This is a genomic window from Endozoicomonas arenosclerae, from assembly GCF_001562015.1.
Lineage (GTDB): Bacteria > Pseudomonadota > Gammaproteobacteria > Pseudomonadales > Endozoicomonadaceae > Endozoicomonas_A > Endozoicomonas_A arenosclerae.
Genome location: NZ_LASA01000124.1, coordinates 1 through 18,154 on the forward strand (window position 1 = coordinate 1; position 18,154 = coordinate 18,154).

Genomic DNA, 18,154 nt, shown 5'->3' on the forward strand with positions numbered 1-18,154 from the left:
TATAACTTGAGGCGGATGTTCAGCCTGAAACAAGTGAATGAAGAGCAGTGGTTGGAACTGGTCTTGTTGGCGACTTATCTGTGGCACTATTGGGCTGATCTGAGGCCAAGAGTGAGAAAAATCATAAGGACAAGTTGAAAATGTAATGCGCCGGAGAGGGTTTTATAAGTTCTCTCCGGAATAGTCAGAGTCTGAAATTACTTGAACTGCGTTTATGGGTTCAAGTCCGACAGGCTGCTAGAGGGTGGGCTTGCCTTTGGGGGGGCTGGCCGTGTAGACCACCTGAAGTTCTGGTTTGATTCTGGAAGTAACCAACAGGTTGAGTCACTCTGGTGTGTCTGCCATGATGCTGAGGACCATTGTGAGGTGAGTAGTTATCAGGCTTTCTCTTGCCACGGCGCCTTTGACTGCGACGCTCCCCATGAGGGCGCTCTTGATGAGAGTATTGTCTTCCCTGATAGTGTGGCTGATACCCCTGTGATCCATACATAATAATTCCCCCTCCAACTTCTCTGGCGATACTTTTGACGTTAGACAGTAGGGCAGAAAAAGGAAAGCAATGTAGGACTAATGTCTATATCAAGAAGCAAGACAAAGCCAATCTTTCATTGTGAGTTTGTGATATTCCAAATAGACTAGTTTCCACAGAGTTTTCCCAAAATTACAAGGTTTTTTCCATGGCTGTACAAGAGATAGAAGCCTTTTTTGAAGGGCATAAAGCCTGTTTTGAGCAACAGGATGTACAGGGCATCATGTCCAATCATCTGGATGCCTCTCTATTCTGGGATCAGGGCGGGGGAAGCCTTAAGGGCCGCAATGAAATCAGAGGCTGGTTCAGCATGATGTTTGGCATGTGGTCCATAGAGCGTGCTGAGTATGAATTAGCCATGATTCGGAGTGATGAAAGGCTGGCAAGCTGCGCCGTGTTCTGGCAACTCGAAGGGTACGAAAAAGACAATCCTGAAGCCTTTAAAAAAACTCGAATGAGAGTTACATACTGCCTTGAAAAAACCGATCAGGGATGGAAGATTTGGCACGCTCATAGCAGTGAATGCTAACCAAAGGTTTATTGACTTCTGAAACAACTTTTTTCATTCAAAATAGACAGACTTTCTTGAAAGGGGTCTGTCTTATTCTATGCTTGATGATCTTTAGAGATTAATAAGAAGTAAATCATCAGGTTTTGCATGAAACGGACTAGCTATTTTCTCATTCAAATCTTCGCTGGATTATTTCTTACCCAGCTGGTTGTTGCTCAGCCTCAGCTCATGTCATCCTTTTCCTTTGCACAAGTTGGGCAGTATGCTTCAGCTGTTCCAGATATTTACACGAAAAACTCTTGTATTTCCTCAGGCGATTCCGGCTTGATTTATCCTTGTCAAATTCAAGAAGAGAGACTTTTTCCTCTGTCAAAAGAGTGGGAAGAATTAAAACAAAAATGGTTGTCTGGTTTATTTTTTGCTCCTCCCAAACATATTGATCTGAAACCGAAACCGATCTCCCCTGCTCAATGGCCCAGACATAATATTGATATAAAAATGAGGCCAGATAAGTTTACGGAGCTCCCGATATCCGAACATTTAAGGGATAGATTCGTTGCTGTTGATTTGGCCTTTTTAAAAGATGGTTTTGAATCGGAATTCAATTGGTCTGAACAAAATCCTGAAGAGGGTATGGATCAGATGTTGCTTCTTTTTTATATGAAGTCGGCGGGTATTGTTTCTACCAGTATTCGAGGTCAACAGTATTTTCTCTGGAGTAATGGAGGGCAGGCTATCTACCTGACCAGGGAAGAACTGCATCAAATGTATTTGAGGTGGCTTCGGATAACTAAGGAGCAGGCGTTTGAGCGTCTGCTAGAGTGGTGGGAGCGCTTTGGTCATACGGCCAGAGTTTATACCGGAGGTAATGGTAAAGAAAAGCGTAATCCCAAAAGACCTTCTAAGTTAGAGGTGGATCCAGATGACAAATCGAAGGTTAAGCGTCATAAACCTCTCGAGCCTAAAGATTCTGACACGGACAAAAGAGGGACGATTAAATCAGGTGCTGAATCAGTCAAGAAAGTGGCCAAAAAGGATGGCAGTCGCTTGGTTTCTGCTGTAGTAAAGGGCAAAGAAGTTGCCAGAATTCTTAAGGTAGCTAGGAGAAAAAAACTAAGCAATGACGCAATAATTCATTTTCATACAAGAATATGGGAAAAAATCAGTCATATTATGGCCAATGCACTATTGCAATGGGGGAATACATTGGCTGATTTAAACAGTACTGGAGATATTCTCCCTCCAGAAACTGGCCAGCAGTTAGGTATTAACATAAGAGATATGCCTGGTAATTCGTTGCAGGCGCAATATATGGCCAGAATGTTTCGGTATTTTATGAAAATACGACTTCCTCAAGAGCGTCGTGAGAATCATGAGCTTCTGGTTAAGTATCAGAATGCATTTGTAGAGTTACTGCAATATATAGCTCTGGATCAAGCCAACTGGTTCTTGTCAGAAGAGCTTATTCAAAACTGGCTGGCTTATGAAGATATGGAATGGATAAAGATGTTTGCTGACTTTCCAACTCAGGCCGAATGGGATCAGGATGAATGGAAGGATCAATACAAAGGAGATGATTTGTCTCCTATAATTCTTCAGTTTTCCGATGTCACCGAAGGAGTACCAGAACTACTTGCAGGGACAGGTCCATCTTTAAGAGAGGAGCTTCAGTATTATGTTTCATACATTGAGGGAGTGGCTATGGATAAAGAATCTGAAGATGAAGTGTTTTACTTCAATTTCACACCAATAAGAGAACCTTGTTTTGCTGTTTCTTTATATTTTACTTTAACTCTCCTCGCATATGAGGGTACATATAGGCTTACGCTACTTAGGTGGATGAAAGGTATCGATTCCTATTTTCAGGTTTCTACGGACTTCTTTCAATATGTGGAGAAGAAGTACCATCAACTTATGTTCTTCACTCTTCCCTCTTATAATGAGGACTTTGATCCTCATGAATTTTTGGATGAAAAACTTAAAATAGAAATGACAGAGGAGCATGAACAATTTGAAGATTAACTCAGTAGTCAAATTCTACTATTGAAGGATAAATGGCTTAGGTAAGGTGATAATCAGGAGGTTCTATTGAATTGCTTTTTTTTACCGATATAAAGATTATTTGAGAGGGAAAATAGCAATGACATCTCCTATACCACCATCGGACAAGAGGGAATACAAACCCTCTATTGACACAGACCAAAAAGAAAAGAAAAAAGCTGATGTAGCTGCTACAAGTATCTCGAGAAAGCGTCATAGAGAGTTTGAATCTGAATCATTAGATATTCCTATTTCTAAGCGAAGCCCTGCTCACTTATCTCATGATCTATCTATTCGGGCTCAAGTAGATAGGCCGCAAAGCGATAGTGATAGTAGTGATGAAGATAGTGACTATTACTCGGTTGGAAGCAGTTCACCGGATAGAGAAAGGCTCAATACGCAGTCTGTCAAAGGAGGTAGAACTAAATTAAATTCTATTGAGAAGGATAAGGAGATAGGTGATTTATCTTCTATGGGGAGTCTAGACTTTCAATATGAAGACTCTTCTGAGCAAGATGATGATATTTCAGAAATTTATTCTTTCTACGATAATACAGATAGCTGTGAGGACGATCCAATACCTGGGTTTCAAGGCGAAAGGATGGCTGTCAGGCCAGCGAAATACATGAAGCCTGATGCAGAAATGAAAAAAACACTGAGCACTATCAAAAAACTGTTAAGTTTACCTACAGATTTTACTGATAGATACTCTCAAACTGTATTACGCGTAGCTATGGGGAGGTCAGAATTTTCGGTTGCATCTGATAATTTTCCTAGTGAAAAAATAAAGAAAATGGCGAGAAAGTTATTTGATTTGATTGAATCTAATGGAATAAAAGAACCTGAGCATTGCCGAGAGGAAGGCTGGCCTTGGGTTTCTAAAGGAAAGTTAAAAGGCACAACAAAAAAATATGTTGAGAAAATTAATCCAGCAATGGCACTGTGTGAAGATTTAGTTTACAGAATGGAAGCAAGTGATCTCTCTATTGAAGAGAGGAATATTGTTTTTACAAAATTAGTATCAATGCTAACAGAACATACAAAGTTAGCATCCTGCGGTGATTTTTCCCATTTTGGTGCGAATTTTTTTCTTGAAGAACTGTCCAGAGAAAAATTGCCGGTACGTCTTGCTTTAACTGAGTTTCAACTCTTTTCTCAAGAGTCTGAAGGTAGTCCTGATTCAGGATTTAAGATAGCGAATCATATGTTTCTAACATTGGCACCTTTAAAAACAGGTGGGAATGATGCAAATCTACATGATTTATACGGTAGCGAGGCTTTAGTTGTAGATCCAATGCTTAAGGTAATAATGAAGGCGGATGATGAAAATCTTGTTCCTTTTATTCTTGAATCATTTAATTTAAGAGAAACTCAAAATTTCCGATTTCATTATACATTTTTTTATTAATTTTCTATTGATAGTACAGAATGATGTTGGAAAAATACCCAAGGCTAATGCTTGCGCAGAAGCCTGTGTTTATTAGGGAGCCTGAGAATGATTGAATTTATATCAATAAAGTGGGACATACCACCTCACAATTCAGGACTGTGCATCACCAGCATCTTTTCAATCTGCATATCCCTGAAAGTATGATGAATACCACCCACACCCAGTCCTGATTGTTTCAAGCCTGCAAAGGGCATTCCATCAGTTCTGAAAGCTGTATGTTGATTGACCATTACTGCTGAAGCATTCAGTCGTTTATAAGCCCTGAAGATCGTATCCTGGTTTCTGGAGAAGACTGCAGCCTGAAAGGCCAGTGGCAGACTGTTGGCACGTTCTATCGCTTCATCCATATCCGTGAAATCATAAACGCAGACGACAGGACCAAATATCTCATTCTGACTGACTTTACAGGCTTCTGGTGGGTTATACAGTATGGTGGGTGCTATGCAGGTCTGGCGGATTTTCTGGCCGCCACATACTACGGTGGCTCCCTGTCCTCTGGCTTCATTTATCCAGTCAATGATCCGTGAGGCTTCAGTTGGACGAATAAGCGGGCCTACGTCGGTCTTTTCATCTACCGGGTCACCCACAATCAGTTTGTTAGCGGCTTGGGTTAAACCTTTCAGGAATGCTTTGCTAAGGTTTTTATGGACGTAAATGCGTTGCGTGGAAACACAAACCTGGCCAGCATGGTAAAAAGCGCCTTTAGCCAACAAACTGATGGCCTGATCAAGGTCTGCATCTTCCGCGATGATCACTGGCGCAGCACCACCGTGTTCTAAGGCACAGCGAGTTCCTGGCGCGAGTTTTGATCGCAACATCCAACCGACTTTGGCACTACCAATAAAAGAGAAAAATCCGACTCTTTGGGCTGTTACCAGATGCTCTGCTACCGGGGTACTCTCTGTAATCGCAACCTGCAGCCATTCTTCAGGCAACCCGGCCTGATGAAAGAGTCTGGCGAGTTTGAGGCAGGAAAGGGGAGTATCTCCTGAAGGTTTTACAATCACAGGGCAACCCGCAGCGAGGGCTGGACCAATCTGATGAACGATCAGATTGAAAGGGTGGTTGAAGGCACTGACGGCCACCACTACACCAATGGGTTCCAAGGTGGTAAAAGCCAGGTGGTGTCGTGTAGCTGCAGAACCATCGACCACAGGCATTGAACCTTTTTCCCCTCTCATGCAGTCAATGCACAGTTTGAGCCCCTCAATAGCACGGGCTATTTCTATTCTGGAATCCTGAAGAGGTTTACCTCCCTCGGCCGCTGCTGACTGGGCCAGCTCTTCTTTTTGCTTTGAAACCAGGTGAATGACTTTACTGAAAATGTCGATACGTTGGTCAAGGTGTAACCAGTTGTCCCGGTTTGAAAACAGATCATGAGCCGATGTCAGAGCCTGCTCAATATGACCGCTGTCACCAGTGGCGACCTGTGCCATCACCGATAAATCATAGGGATTATGAACATCCAGCCAGCCTGCTGGTTCATCAGAATGGGGGATGAGAAGAGGAAAACGATCCATGTTGATTCTCCTTTAAATCGGACAGGCAATATCACCCAGTTTTGCACTGAGAATCTGGTTCTCTCGGTAATCAATGGGGATCACTACCAGACTGGGACCTTCTTCATTGACAGCTGTCGTCAGAACCTTTTCCAGATCACGGCTGTTATCCACTTTATGGCCTTTCCAGCCAAAGCTTTCTGCCAGTTTCAGCCAGTCAGGGTTGTTGAAACTTAATGGGGTGTGGCTGCCAAAGTGATCCGTCTGCTTCCAGGCGATCAATCCGTACTCCCTGTCTTCCCAGACCATTACGGTGAGGTTGCAGTCATAGCGCCGGGCTGTTTCCATCTCCTGTACGTTCATCATAAAACCACCGTCGCCTGAAATAGCCAGCACTTTCCGATCCGGTCGCAGCAGGCTTGCCGCTACGGCTCCAGGGAGGGCGAAGCCCATGGAGCAGAAACCATTGGGTATCAGGCAGGTGTTGGGCTCGTGGCAGTGATAATGGCGGGCAATCCACATCTTGTGTGCACCCACATCAGACAGCAGGAGACCATCTGCAGGAAGAACGGCTCTGGCATCCCAAAGTGCTTTCTGAGGGCGAATGCTTCCGGAAGTGTCGTCGTCTCTGTAGGCTTCCAGCTCTGCGGTCATATCTCTTCGAACAGCGTGCTGCTGCTTTAGATCAAACTGGAAGCTGACCGTCGAGAGTTTTCGGGTAAGGGCATCCAGCGCATGACCAATATCACCGATTAATTCCAGATCCGGGTGGTAGCAGTGATCGACTTCGGCAGGCAGTGAATCCAGATGGAGAATGGTGTGATTACCTTCCGGGTTCCAGAGGTGAGGATGATACTCAACCAGGTCATAACCCAGAGTTATGATCAGGTCTGACGCATCAACAGCACAAGCCACCAGATCTTTTCTGCCCAGGCCAATGGTATAAAGACAGTTGTCGTCATCCATATCGATACAGCCTTTAGCCATAAATGTGCTGATGACACCTATTCCGGTCAGGGCTGAGAATCTGCGCAGACTGTCGGAAGCATCCATACGAATGACGCCATTACCAGCAATAATGACGGGTCTTTTAGCCTGTTGAATCATATCAAAGGCCTGATTCAGGCTTTCTTCCTCTGGCATGGGTCTTGGGTAACGTTTGACTGAAAGAGGTTTGGCTTCTGAATCCATGCTGGCGATATCTTCGCAGAGCTCAAGAAATACCGCTCCGGGCTTTTCCGAGCGGGCGAGTCTGACGGCTTTGCGAATCATTTCCGGAATGTTGTCAGGGTGACGAATGGTTTCAGACCATTTGGTCACGGGACGAAACATGGATACGGCATCCATGATCTGGTGAGATTCCTTGTGCAGTCTCTGGGATGAACCTTGTCCCGCCAGAACCAGCATTGGGGCACGGTCCATATTGCCATCGCCCACACCGGTCAGCAGATTTGTTGCTCCGGGCCCCAGGGTTCCAAGGCAACCTGCAGGGTGTCCGGTCAGGCGGCCGTATACTTCAGCCATGAAAGCTGCACCCTGTTCATGTCGGGTCAGAATAAAACGGATTTTGCTGGATTGGTTCAGCGACATGATGAAGTCAGCGTTTTCTTCACCGGGTACACCAAAAATGTATTCGATACCTTCTTCTTCAAGGCACTTAACAAACAGATCTGAAGCTTTCATGACGGGCGAGCATCCTTGCTGGTGGTCAGAAGTAAGCTGTTGTTTGTCAGGATTTCAGTTCTGTAAAAGAACATCAAATCCTGAAGAGGACTGTCTCTATGTTGTCGACAATCCAGCCAGAAAACAAATAGCAATAATGGAGGAATGGTAGCCATGTGACAGAGTGGGCAAACAGCAACTCCCTTTGCTGTTTTATTGAAGCGATTATTTGTAGTGGCTGAACAGTTCTGCCTTGTCTTCTTTTTCCTGCTTCAGGGTAAGAGCAAGGAACAGAATGGCCATGCCACAGGCGCCCAGAATCAGCATAAAGCCGCCACTCCAGCCCATCATGTCAACAATGACACCCATGGCCAGGTTGGCAAACAGAGCACCACCCAGATAACCAAACAAACCGGTGAGGCCTGTAGCTGTACCGGTAGCCTTCTTGGGAGCAGAATCAGCCGCCTGCAGACCTACCAGTACCACAGGACCATAGATCAGGAAGCCAACAAATATCAGACACAGGTTGTCGATCATCGGGTTGCCAGCCGGATTCTGCCAGTAAATAACAATGGCGATACAAACCAGAGCCATCATCCACATACTGACGGGAGCCCGGCAGCCCCGGAAGTATCGGTCGCTGGCCCAGCCGCACAATAGAATCCCGGGAATACCGGCAAACTCATAGAGGAAGTAGGCCCAACCACTTTGGGCCATAGAAAAGCCCTTCACCTCTTTCAGATAGGTCGGTGCCCAGTCCAGTACGCCGTAGCGAACAAGGTAAACAAACACATTGGCGAGAGAGAGATACCAGAGCAGTTTGTTATTGAAAACATACTTAAAGAAGATATCTCTGGCTGACATTTCCTGTTCGTGGTGATGCTCGTCATAGGATTTGAGCTTGTCACCACTCCAGGCTTCTATGCTGGGCAGTCCACAGGACTGGGGAGTATCCCGAAGCAGCATCCAGGTGATGCCCGCTAATACCAGAGCTACAACTCCGTGAAACCAGAGCTGGGATTGCCAGTCACCAAACAGGTAGACCGCAAATATAGCCATGGGGCCAACCATGCCTGCGCCCAGGTTATGAGAAGTATTCCAGTAAGCCTATTTGACACCCCGCTCCCGGACAGAGAACCAGTGGGTCATGACACGGCTACCCGCCGGGTAACCCATTCCCTGAAACCAGCCATTGAGGAACAGTAGTGCAAACATGGAGGTGACGGTGGCGGTGGCAAAAGGCACTGTTCCCATGAAAATCATGGTCAGGGCTGAAAGTATCAGACCTATACTCATGAATTTTCTGGCATCGCTCCGGTCAGACAAGTTCCCCATCAGAAACTTGCTGAAACCGTAGGCAAAGGAGACGGCAGACAGGGCCAGGCCGAGCTCTGACTTGGTGAACCCCTGCTCAATCAAGTCAGGCATAGCCAGAGAAAAATTCTTTCGAATCAGGTAATAGGCTGCATAGCCTACAATAACGCCCAACAGAACCTGAATGCGAAGCTTCTTATAAGATTCATCTACATCTTTCGATGCAATCTGCTCTTGATGGGCAGGAGGACTGAGAAACCCCAGCATACAAACGACTCCCGAACTGTTTTCGCTATAGCCATTTACCTTTAGCAAACAACCGCTTTAAGACTATAGGTCGCCAGTTGTTTGCAGGTGGTAGCCCATTGCTTCACAGGTATTCCCTTGACGGCATTTGGGTCCATGGCTGAATGATCTGAAGTACCGCAGAAGTCCGTGCTCAGACGATTCTGCGGACAGTTATCCAGAATAATTCCAGTCCAGATTTGGGATTTAGCAAGTCAGGAATAAAAAATAAGTATAAGTTCAGAATAATTTTCTGAAGGTGGTACTTTTGTTTCTAAGATTTCAGCTCAAATGTTGTAGCTCTCAATCATGTTTTGTATCTCTCCTGAGGCCCGCATCTTTTCAAGAGTCTTGTTCAACTGATCAATGACTTTCTGATCGGTATCCTTGTTCATGGCCAGCCAGAGACTGCTGCGATTGAAGGTGTGAACCGGCTTGACGGGAACCTTGAAGTTGGCGGCTACATAAGGGGCTGTCAGTGAGCTCGAAGCCCAGAACTGAATCTCGCCCAGCTTCAGCCGGACAACATTGACGGCATCATTCTTTGCCGGCTCAATTTTCACGCCCTGTTCAACGAGATAGTCGGTAATGCCGTCAAAGACAAAAGAGCCGACTTTATAGTTGTGAAGCTCGGCCAAAGTATCGATCTGAATCTCTTGGTCTGAGGTGGACAGGAGCACCCAGTCTTCTTCGTAAAGTGGACCTACCCATTTAAAGTGTTCTTCACGCTCTGGTGTTCGAAAAGTTGAGTAGACGCCGGTGGACGTTTCATTGACTGCCGTATTGTAAGCTTTGTCCCAATCGCTCATCAGTGTGAAGCGGACTTTGTAACCATTCTCCTTGAACAGGTTTCGCATGATGTCTGTAGCAAATCCTGAAACCCTGTCATTTCGGGCGTAAGAGGTGCCATTACTGGTCATGTTTAATGGCGGGAAATTTTCAGTTACCAGGTGAAAGTCAGCGGCGGATATCGATTGGGAGAGCATTAGCCCCAACAGAAGGGACAGAATATTTTTACGACTCATAGCTTTCAGGTCCTTTCTCTCTTGCAGGTTTTTTAAACCTGACCATTTGTTCGATTTATTATTGCGGGGCGGATTATAAGGGAGAGTTTATTGATAAATAAATTACCAATCGACATTCACAGCTAAAAGTCAGCGGTAGCCCTATGCTTTCAGGCATTACTGACAAGGGATTTAAAAGATGAAAGCTGTGTTGATAAGCGTTGCAATCACAATGGTTTATGCCGTTTCGTTGGCAGTAGAGGCTGAAGAACAGCCATGCTCCAACACTCTGAATATAGAGATGCCTGAGTATTGCAGCAGTATACGAGTGATGAATCCGCTTTCGGGTGTTCAAAACTTCAGACCCCTGCAATTACCTCCTCAAGCCGTCATCAGGATCAAGCCGGATACCCTTTATCGTTCAGCCAGTCTCAATCAGCTGACAGCGAAAGACAGGTTGTGGCTGGAGGGTCAAGGAGTCAGGAGTGTTGTGGACTTTCGGTCACTGAAAGAGTCGTCTGATAAACCCGATCAGGTGTTTGATACCCTGGATTTTAAAGTGGCTCTGCCCATTGGTGTCGATCCAAAGGACAACTATGAACTGAAAGGTCATGAGGTTCTGGAGGCCTTGAAAGGTTTGATAGAGAAGAAAGATTACAAGACAGTATCCTGGTTGCTACGACTGTCCGGAGTGAATCTCTATGAGCTCAGAATCAAAAGGTACCAGGACTTTGCGAAGGACTTTTCGATTCAGACGGCTCGTTTTATGAGATTGTTGATTGACCCCGGAAATCTGCCCTTGGTATTTCATTGTGAAGGCGGTAAAGACAGAACGGGATTCCATGCTGCCGTGATGCTTCTGACCCTGGGCTATTCCAGAGAAGATGCCATGAATGATTATCTGACCACCAACCTCTACACCTTTGAGAAACTGAAAGTTCAAATGAAGGGTTTACCCCGTTCTCTCAATTTTCTATATGCAGCTCACAAGGATGAATTGTCAGCAGCTTTGGATGTTATTCAGGAACGTTACCCTGTATTTGACGATTATTTGCAACAGGAGCTGGGTCTGAGCAGTCAGGATCTGGAGGTGATTCGAACGAATCTTCTGGAAAACAGGAGGGTGGCAAACCATGAAATATAGTTTTTCAGAGGCTGAAAAGGAGGATCTTGATTACACTGTTAAGGTTGAAAGCAAGTCTAATGGAGTCGAGATCATGACTCATGGTTGTTCCTTCGCCCGTTTCTATTTACGAAGTCCTTCATACGCGGTTCATCCAAAACTTCTGTGAAACCTCAAGGTAAGGTAGTTCGTAATGAAGAAATCCTGGGTACTGGTCGCTGATAACAGTCAGGCGCGTGTCTATGAACTTTCGATCAAGCCCATACAGTTGACTCTGGTCGACCAGTTTGATCATCCGGAGGGGAAGTGGCGGAATCAGGAGCTGGTATCAGACCGGGCGGGCAATATGCCCTCGGCGCTGGGCAAAATGGCCAACAGGGCAGTGGGTACCGATGCTTCACCTAAAGAAACGGAATCCTCTAACTTTGCCAGAGAACTGGCAGGATCCATTAATCATGCCCATGATCTGAACCGTTTCAAGTCTTTGCAAATCTGTTCTCCTCCCAAATTACTGGGCGAAATACTGCCTAACTTGAAGAAAGGCATAACGGTGGAGAAAAAGGTAAACAAGGATCTTGTGCGCGAAGACGAAGAGGTTATTCTCCAGTATCTCCACACTTCCGAGTTTCCCGCTGAATAACGTTCTGTGCTAATAGCGATGGCCGGTCAGGCCATTGCTGGCAATCCCTCTGTTGCTTAACTGCAGGGTACAGTAGACTGCTGTTTTGACCTTTAATGCGGGTTTTATGAACTGGTTCGTCTATATCATTCTGGCAAGCAATAACAGCCTTTATACTGGTATTTCAACAAACGTCGAACGTCGTTGGAAAGAGCATTCCGGCGAAAAAAAAGGAGGGGCTCGATTCTTCAACGGCAAAAAGCCAATGGCCCTGATGTATGTTGAAGAAGGTCATACCCGTTCAACAGCAGGTAAGCGGGAAGCTGCTATCAAAAAGATGACCCGACCCCAAAAGGAGGCGTTACTGAAAGAGATGCAGAACAGGGCTTCAAACTATGCTGAAACCCTGCCAGTAGGCTTTAACAACTGATCTTTATTCCTTATCAGCTGCGGCTACCACACCGGTACGAATGCCAACATAGGCTGAACCATTCGGACCCAGCACTACCGGAGCAGTCACACTGGAAAGAGTATCCAGCATGCCACCGGTGCCAGTTCCAATCAGGCGATCAAACTTTTCTTCACCGGTGTTGAAATCCAGAGCAGTCAGGTACCAGCCACCAAGGCGGTCTTCATCATTTTGCTTTTTGAAGGTGTAGAAGTAGAGCAGACCGGTTGCGGTAGACAGTCTTGGTAAAGACTGGGACAGTAGGTTGGATTCCCAGGTCACATCGCAGCCGCTGCGATCTTCCCTGACATCAATTCGGGTGACGCCCGGAGAGGTCTCCAGGGCATTGCCTGAATAAACGTGACCATAGTCATTCTGTACAACAATGGCATTGTTGTGAACCAGCAAAGAGTTTTCTGTTGCGCTCTTGCCTGGCTCGAAAATCGGGATTTCACAGACTTTACGATCACCTTCAATGTCCTTATTGCGTTTGTAAACGACAACATTTGTGGACGGGTAATCATCATCGGCAATAGCGACCAGGTCGTCTCCAATCAAAGTAGGTGATGTGCCTGAGCCGTGAGACAGGGTGCCGGGTTTTTGTTCTTCTCCCCGGTTGTATGGCTGACGCCATGTATATACCGGTTTGCGGGTTTCCTTATCTATCTGGAATTGATAAAGAGCATGGGTGGAAACAATATAAACACCTTCTTCATCAACAGAGAAAGAGTTCTGGATGACTTCGCCTTCCTCTTCCATTTTATAGGTGAAGAATTCACCGGTTTTTTTATCCCGGTAGCCCATGTGGCCATTACTGGTGACAAACCACAGGTTACCCTGCCAGTCTGGCATGATGTCATGAATATTACTGCCTTCAGGCATAACACCTTCGAGGCTGTATTCTTCAGCTACGACCCATTCGGGCTTTTCACCGGACTCATCCAGCTCAAGAATTTTTATAGTGTTGTCCGCTGGTGCCAGAATCGGACGATCCTGATTATCGAGATGGAAGTAACCGCCACCACTGTTATCCCTGCTTTTCTTTCTTGGCATGTCATAACGGGCAATCGTTTCCAGAGTATCTGGATCCAGCAGGTGCAGTTCAATACCGGTGAATTTGATGCTTACGGTGATCAGACGGCCTTTCGAATCGAAAGAGATATTCGGGGCTACACCCAATATACGGCTGAATACCCTGTGTGTTGTTTCAGTATTCTTCCCCAGAGGGCCAGGATAAGTACTCAGGTTTCTGTTGTAAGAGCCACCGTGCATGCTGGATCGTTCTGATTCCGCCAGCCAGGGGTTATCAGGCTGTTGATCCTGACTCAAAGGTGTTGCTTTTACGGCATCGCCAATGACAGCAGGAACATCGTTGGTACTGCAACCGGCAAGGATAATGGAGGCGGACAAAACGGCACTGGCCAGTACTGTTTTTTTGCTTCGCTCAAGGCTGTTTCGAATATCCATAGTAACTGCTTTTTTTCTTGTTATTGGAACAGCACTCCATTGAGTGCTGTAGGGTCACTCAGGAGGCTACCGCCATCCTGCTCAGTTCTACCTTGACCGGAACTCCGTGTACCACAGCGTTACTGGTCAATTCATCCACGACTTTTTCGTTGGTTATGTCATTCAGGCTGGCACCGGGGTGAGCTTCTGCCACTCTTTTTCTCGTACCTTTGCGGGTGTGCCCCCAGGCGTGAGGCAGGCAAACAACGCCAGGCATAATGGTGTCAGTGATCTCAACCGGTACTTCAATGCTGCCTACTGCAGAGGAAACGGTGACCGTACTGTTTTGATTGACGCCTCGTTTCTCAGCATCATCTGGATGGATCATCAATGTGCAGGCATGCTTCCCTTTTACCAGACGTTCACTGTTGTGCATCCATCCGAGAGTCCGGTTGGTAAGACGACTGATAATGGTCATGTCGAACTCGGAATTACGATCCATTTGCTCTTGAACTCCGCCATAAAAACGGTCATAGAGTCTGGGCAAATCGTTCAGATAAAAGTCCGGCGCCAGATCAATCTTCTTATCTTTGGTGAAAATTCTTTCTGGCAGGCTGCGTTGTAAAGGTCCCAGGTAAACACCGCCGGGATTCTTCTTCAGCTTTTTCAGGGTTAAACCGTCTTTGAAAGGGTTGAGACCAGGGCCATAGGGACCAAATCTCAGACCCAGCGCAACAATACGGTCTGGAGTCAAAGCTAAATCAACCAGTTTGCTGATGGCTTTTACCTGAAGTTTTTCCTTAAAGCCGGTAGCTCGCTTGGCTGCGACTCTTTTGAGCACTTCCTTGATGATTTCGTAATCGGTGTAGCCTTTGCCTTCCGGCTTATAGAGTCTGGGTGAATACTTGGACCAATTAATAGTGTCGTATGTATGGTAGAACAGGTCGTAGTGGCTTTTCTCAAACGGACCTACGGGTGGCAGTATGATGTCGGCGTGCTTGGTGGTTTCCGTCAGGTAAAAGTCGACAGAAATCATAAAGTCGAGCTGATCAAACGCTTCTTCCAGAAGTTTACCGTTAGCCATGGAAAGCACTGGGTTTCCAGACAGGGCAATAAGACCTCTGATCTTGCCCTCACCCGGGGTCATTATCTCTTCTGCCATAACGCAGAGTGGCAGTTCGCCGGCAAATTCAGGACGTTGGCTGACCCGGCTGCGAAAAGCATCATAGGAAGACTGTCCCTGCTTAGCCTGCAGACCTACAGTATCAATAGCATTCAGAGGGAACATCAGGCCGCCAGGCTCATCCATATTGCCGGTAATAATGTTCACCACCTGCATCAGCCAGTTACAGAGACCGCCGAACTCCACCATGGAAAGCCCGGTTCTGCCGTAGCAGATAGCCGATTCTGCAGTAGCCAGCTCCACAGCTATACGTTGGATGTCTTCTGCTGCAATACCTGTGACTTTCTCAATTGTGGCCATATCAAACTGTTTGAGTGCGGGCTGCACTTTTTCCCAGCCTTTGATATGGGCCTCCAGCCGACCCGGAGTATCCAGCCCTTTTTCGAATATTGTGTTGATAATGCCTATTAAGAAGAGAGCGTCAGTATTGGGTTTGATAAAGTGATGCTCATCCACATACTCGGCCGATTCATTTCTGCGTGGGTCAATGAGAACGGTTTTCCCACCTCTTGCGTTGATTTCTTTGAACTTTTTCTGTGGGTTGGCACCTGTAGACATCATGGCACCGTTAGAAATCTTTGGATTAGTGCCCAGCATCAAAAAATAATGAGTACGATCTATATCAGGCACAGTAGCGAAATAGGGGTGCCCGAGCATGAACTGCCAGGCGTAGTTGTGGGGAATCTGATCGACCGTGGAGCCTGTAAAAATGTTTTCTGTCTTCAGCATCTCCCTAAGGGGAGCAATACCAATCAATGATCCGAGGTTGTGAGCAATACTACGGCCCATATATGAGGCCACAGAGTTATTGCCATGTTCTTTCTGGGTGCTGACAATTTTTTCAGCAGTGAACTCAAAAGCTTCTTCCCAACTGACTTCCTGCCATTCGCCGTTTATTTTTCGAATAGGGGCTTTCAAACGGTCTGGATCGGTATGGACATCCTGAAGCCCGGTGGCTTTCGGACAGATATTGCCCTTGCTCAGTACATCATTGGGATCACCTTTGATAGAAAGGATCTTGTCGCCCTCGTACTCAACAGCTATCCCACACATGGTTTCGCACAGGTGGCAGGTTCGAAAGTGCGTCTTGCTCATGACAGCCTCTGCATATACGACTATTGTTGTTATTATTTAATCACCTAGTATTAAGTCTGGAATATATAGGTATAAATACAGTTAATCAAATATTTTTAAGTCTTTTGTTATTGAAAAAGATCTTTCACTGAGAGAGACGCTGAAGCGGTTGAATAGATGAATGTAGTAAATAGTTAAGGGCTGAAGAGATTTATTCCAGACAGAAGCTATCTTTTGATAAGGATTTTTTCACGTTCAGAGTATAGGGATATCTCATTTCACCATGAGAGAGTTCCCTGTTGAATAGATGCTGCCTTATAGCACTTTTTTTGAGCTTGTCCGTCAGCCTCGCTAGCGCGCAGCAACTGACTTCCCGCCTGAATACCTTCAGCTTTTTTGAATTGTTATTTCTCTTTATCTACCTGGGAGGTGATGAATACTATGACCCCTCAGATTTCGGGATTTCTCTAACGGATGAGGTTCAGATTAGCTGGAAGTTGAATCATACGACACCTGCAGAGCCTGTTTTGTACCTCTGTTCAGCCAGCCATTCACCCTTGCATTTTCTTGAGATGAATAATGTCGAACAAACCTTCGTTAATAATCTTATTTTCTATAAGTTCAGTGTGAATACGAGCGATGGAGACTTTTCTGGCACGAAGCGCTTATCTCTGTTGAACCCACAAGATGTACTCAAGGCATGTAGCGGTTTGAAACTGGGTGCTCATGCGTTGCCATTAGGGTTTGAAGGGGCTGTATTGATGAAGCAGAACTGGAATGAGCTTGATGAAGTCAGATTAAAACTCAACAAGGGTTATTGGGCACTGGACAGTGAAGGCGGGTATCAGGCCGTTAAAGAAACGCCCCGAAAATTCAAAAAGGGTCAACCCGAGGGTGACAAACAGTATCTATTGGCTGCAGAGGGTGGAGAAAACTCTGAACCAGAGGAGGAAGAGCCACCAAACGAGAGAAAGAAAGAGCCATCGAAGAGTGGGGAAGATCCAAGGCGTCCGCCTGATCGTCAGGGTGAGAAAGAGAAGGCTGAGGTTCTGGTCAGTCTAGAAGCACAGCTATTTGATTTGATCCAGCAGCCCGAGAATATTGAGTTTCTAGCCCAGCAGTTGATGGATGAGTTTTCAGAACAGCCTGAAGGACTGGCTCTGTTCGTTCAAATGAATGGGTTGGATGATATCGTGGGGTTGAGCCAGGGTTACTCCATAGATGTATGGAGAAAACTCTTACTCTGGTTAAAAGGCAAGAACCGAAGGTTCGTGGGTAATTTTCTACAGTATTTTTATGTTGGAGAAGGCCCGGATGAAAGGTTGAAACGGGCCATTATCAATGCAGCCAGGCAGGCGTCAGTATCTAACCCTCAGATCTTTACTCATCCGGTTTCCGTGATCAGTCAGGATGCTATAGGCATGTTTCCCGGCGCTCTGCCAGGGTTTATCAATCAGTTTGTCGCTCAGCAACATATACCCTTGCCAGGTCAGTACAGTATTCTGACTTGGGTAGTGATTCTTCACTGGCTGCAAAGCCATCCGGGAGCGGTTGCCGAATGGATGGCGATAGCAACCATGAGAAAAGACTGGGGGAGGATGAACAAGCTAAAGGGTTACATTCATCCTTCCAAAAGGCCCGGGGAGCCGGGCCCGTAGAAAGCAGTTTATATTGAGTCTGCATTTCATCGAAATGACCTTCCTAGGGTCACAAGGAGGGCTAGGGAACCTGCGAATAACCTCTAATTTACTTCCCTTCTTGAATCGAGTTCGAAGTAGGACTGAAATCAGAGGTCTCAACCCCTTATTTGTATGATATTTAGCCACTTTCGTGACTTCAGGGCGGACTAACCCTGTGCCCGGATCATTTGATCCAGTCGAACAATATTCGCCAGGGCAAATAAAGTAGACAGTTTATTGTCATTCTTCTTCAAACCTCGATACCTGGCTTTTATAAATCCAAATTGA

Annotated in this window: 13 protein-coding genes and 2 pseudogenes; 8 read left to right on the forward strand and 7 right to left on the reverse strand. The window is 46.0% G+C overall.

Going from position 1 to position 18,154, the window contains the following annotated elements; translation table 11 throughout:
- Positions 1-201: 201 nt before the first annotated feature.
- From WG89_RS30520 to WG89_RS19890, 4 genes are all read left to right on the forward strand, one after another.
- Positions 202-492, forward strand: coding sequence for a hypothetical protein (locus tag WG89_RS30520; RefSeq protein WP_153301709.1), 291 nt, complete (start codon positions 202-204; stop codon positions 490-492).
- Between the two features lie 185 nt (positions 493-677).
- Positions 678-1,058, forward strand: coding sequence for a YybH family protein (locus tag WG89_RS19880; protein ID WP_062269094.1), 381 nt, complete (start codon positions 678-680; stop codon positions 1,056-1,058).
- A 129-nt stretch (positions 1,059-1,187) separates the two neighbouring features.
- Positions 1,188-3,062, forward strand: a complete 1,875-nt coding sequence (locus tag WG89_RS19885) for a hypothetical protein (protein WP_062269096.1) — start codon at positions 1,188-1,190, stop codon at positions 3,060-3,062.
- Between the two features lie 118 nt (positions 3,063-3,180).
- Complete coding sequence (locus tag WG89_RS19890) at positions 3,181-4,488, forward strand: hypothetical protein (protein WP_062269098.1); 1,308 nt, start codon at positions 3,181-3,183, stop codon at positions 4,486-4,488.
- A gap of 125 nt (positions 4,489-4,613) precedes the next feature.
- On the opposite strand, the gene WG89_RS19895 is transcribed toward WG89_RS19890, so the two are convergent.
- The 4 genes and pseudogenes from WG89_RS19895 to WG89_RS19910 all read right to left on the reverse strand — a co-directional run bounded on the left by WG89_RS19895 (position 4,614) and on the right by WG89_RS19910 (position 10,315).
- Positions 4,614-6,050, reverse strand: coding sequence for an aldehyde dehydrogenase family protein (locus tag WG89_RS19895; protein ID WP_062269099.1), 1,437 nt, complete (start codon positions 6,048-6,050; stop codon positions 4,614-4,616).
- A gap of 12 nt (positions 6,051-6,062) precedes the next feature.
- Complete coding sequence (locus tag WG89_RS19900; protein ID WP_062269101.1) at positions 6,063-7,712, reverse strand: acetolactate synthase large subunit; 1,650 nt, start codon at positions 7,710-7,712, stop codon at positions 6,063-6,065.
- A gap of 204 nt (positions 7,713-7,916) precedes the next feature.
- Positions 7,917-9,272 (reverse strand): annotated as a pseudogene (gene pgtP / locus WG89_RS31720) (phosphoglycerate transporter protein PgtP).
- 305 nt (positions 9,273-9,577) lie between these two features.
- Positions 9,578-10,315 (reverse strand): substrate-binding periplasmic protein, encoded by a 738-nt coding sequence (locus WG89_RS19910; RefSeq protein ID WP_062269103.1) that lies wholly within the window; start codon positions 10,313-10,315, stop codon positions 9,578-9,580.
- Between the two features lie 178 nt (positions 10,316-10,493).
- Between WG89_RS19910 and WG89_RS19915 the strand changes: the two genes are divergently transcribed.
- The 3 genes from WG89_RS19915 to WG89_RS19925 all read left to right on the forward strand — a co-directional run bounded on the left by WG89_RS19915 (position 10,494) and on the right by WG89_RS19925 (position 12,466).
- On the forward strand, positions 10,494-11,438 hold the full coding sequence (locus tag WG89_RS19915) for a tyrosine-protein phosphatase (RefSeq protein ID WP_062269105.1): 945 nt from the start codon (positions 10,494-10,496) through the stop codon (positions 11,436-11,438).
- A 172-nt stretch (positions 11,439-11,610) separates the two neighbouring features.
- The gene (locus tag WG89_RS19920; protein WP_062269107.1) at positions 11,611-12,057 is read left to right on the forward strand and encodes a host attachment protein; all 447 of its coding nucleotides are present in this window, start codon (positions 11,611-11,613) and stop codon (positions 12,055-12,057) included.
- An 85-nt stretch (positions 12,058-12,142) separates the two neighbouring features.
- Entirely contained in the window at positions 12,143-12,466 is a 324-nt protein-coding gene (locus WG89_RS19925; RefSeq protein ID WP_245662942.1) for a GIY-YIG nuclease family protein, read from the forward strand.
- 3 nt (positions 12,467-12,469) lie between these two features.
- On the opposite strand, the gene WG89_RS19930 is transcribed toward WG89_RS19925, so the two are convergent.
- Positions 12,470-13,951 (reverse strand): hypothetical protein, encoded by a 1,482-nt coding sequence (locus tag WG89_RS19930; RefSeq protein ID WP_216638525.1) that lies wholly within the window; start codon positions 13,949-13,951, stop codon positions 12,470-12,472.
- A gap of 58 nt (positions 13,952-14,009) precedes the next feature.
- Entirely contained in the window at positions 14,010-16,208 is a 2,199-nt protein-coding gene (locus tag WG89_RS19935; protein ID WP_062269109.1) for a molybdopterin-dependent oxidoreductase, read from the reverse strand.
- A 314-nt stretch (positions 16,209-16,522) separates the two neighbouring features.
- Here WG89_RS19935 and WG89_RS19940 point away from each other — a divergent pair, with 314 nt between their 5' ends.
- Positions 16,523-17,845, forward strand: a complete 1,323-nt coding sequence (locus tag WG89_RS19940) for a hypothetical protein (protein WP_062269111.1) — start codon at positions 16,523-16,525, stop codon at positions 17,843-17,845.
- A 188-nt stretch (positions 17,846-18,033) separates the two neighbouring features.
- On the opposite strand, the pseudogene WG89_RS32260 reads toward WG89_RS19940, so the two are convergent.
- A pseudogene (locus WG89_RS32260) lies at positions 18,034-18,154 on the reverse strand (IS5/IS1182 family transposase); the annotation flags it as partial.

Excerpts from the sequence above, each read along its gene's own strand:
- WG89_RS19880 (WP_062269094.1), top strand. The coding sequence starts at position 678 with ATGGCTGTACAAGAGATAGAAGCCTTTTTTGAAGGGCATAAAGCCTGT.
- WG89_RS19885 (WP_062269096.1), top strand. The coding sequence starts at position 1,188 with ATGAAACGGACTAGCTATTTTCTCATTCAAATCTTCGCTGGATTATTT.
- WG89_RS19890 (WP_062269098.1), top strand. The coding sequence starts at position 3,181 with ATGACATCTCCTATACCACCATCGGACAAGAGGGAATACAAACCCTCT.
- WG89_RS19895 (WP_062269099.1), bottom strand. The coding sequence starts at position 6,050 with ATGGATCGTTTTCCTCTTCTCATCCCCCATTCTGATGAACCAGCAGGC.
- WG89_RS19900 (WP_062269101.1), bottom strand. The coding sequence starts at position 7,712 with ATGAAAGCTTCAGATCTGTTTGTTAAGTGCCTTGAAGAAGAAGGTATC.
- WG89_RS19910 (WP_062269103.1), bottom strand. The coding sequence starts at position 10,315 with ATGAGTCGTAAAAATATTCTGTCCCTTCTGTTGGGGCTAATGCTCTCC.
- WG89_RS19915 (WP_062269105.1), top strand. The coding sequence starts at position 10,494 with ATGAAAGCTGTGTTGATAAGCGTTGCAATCACAATGGTTTATGCCGTT.
- WG89_RS19920 (WP_062269107.1), top strand. The coding sequence starts at position 11,611 with ATGAAGAAATCCTGGGTACTGGTCGCTGATAACAGTCAGGCGCGTGTC.
- WG89_RS19930 (WP_216638525.1), bottom strand. The coding sequence starts at position 13,951 with ATGGATATTCGAAACAGCCTTGAGCGAAGCAAAAAAACAGTACTGGCC.
- WG89_RS19935 (WP_062269109.1), bottom strand. The coding sequence starts at position 16,208 with ATGAGCAAGACGCACTTTCGAACCTGCCACCTGTGCGAAACCATGTGT.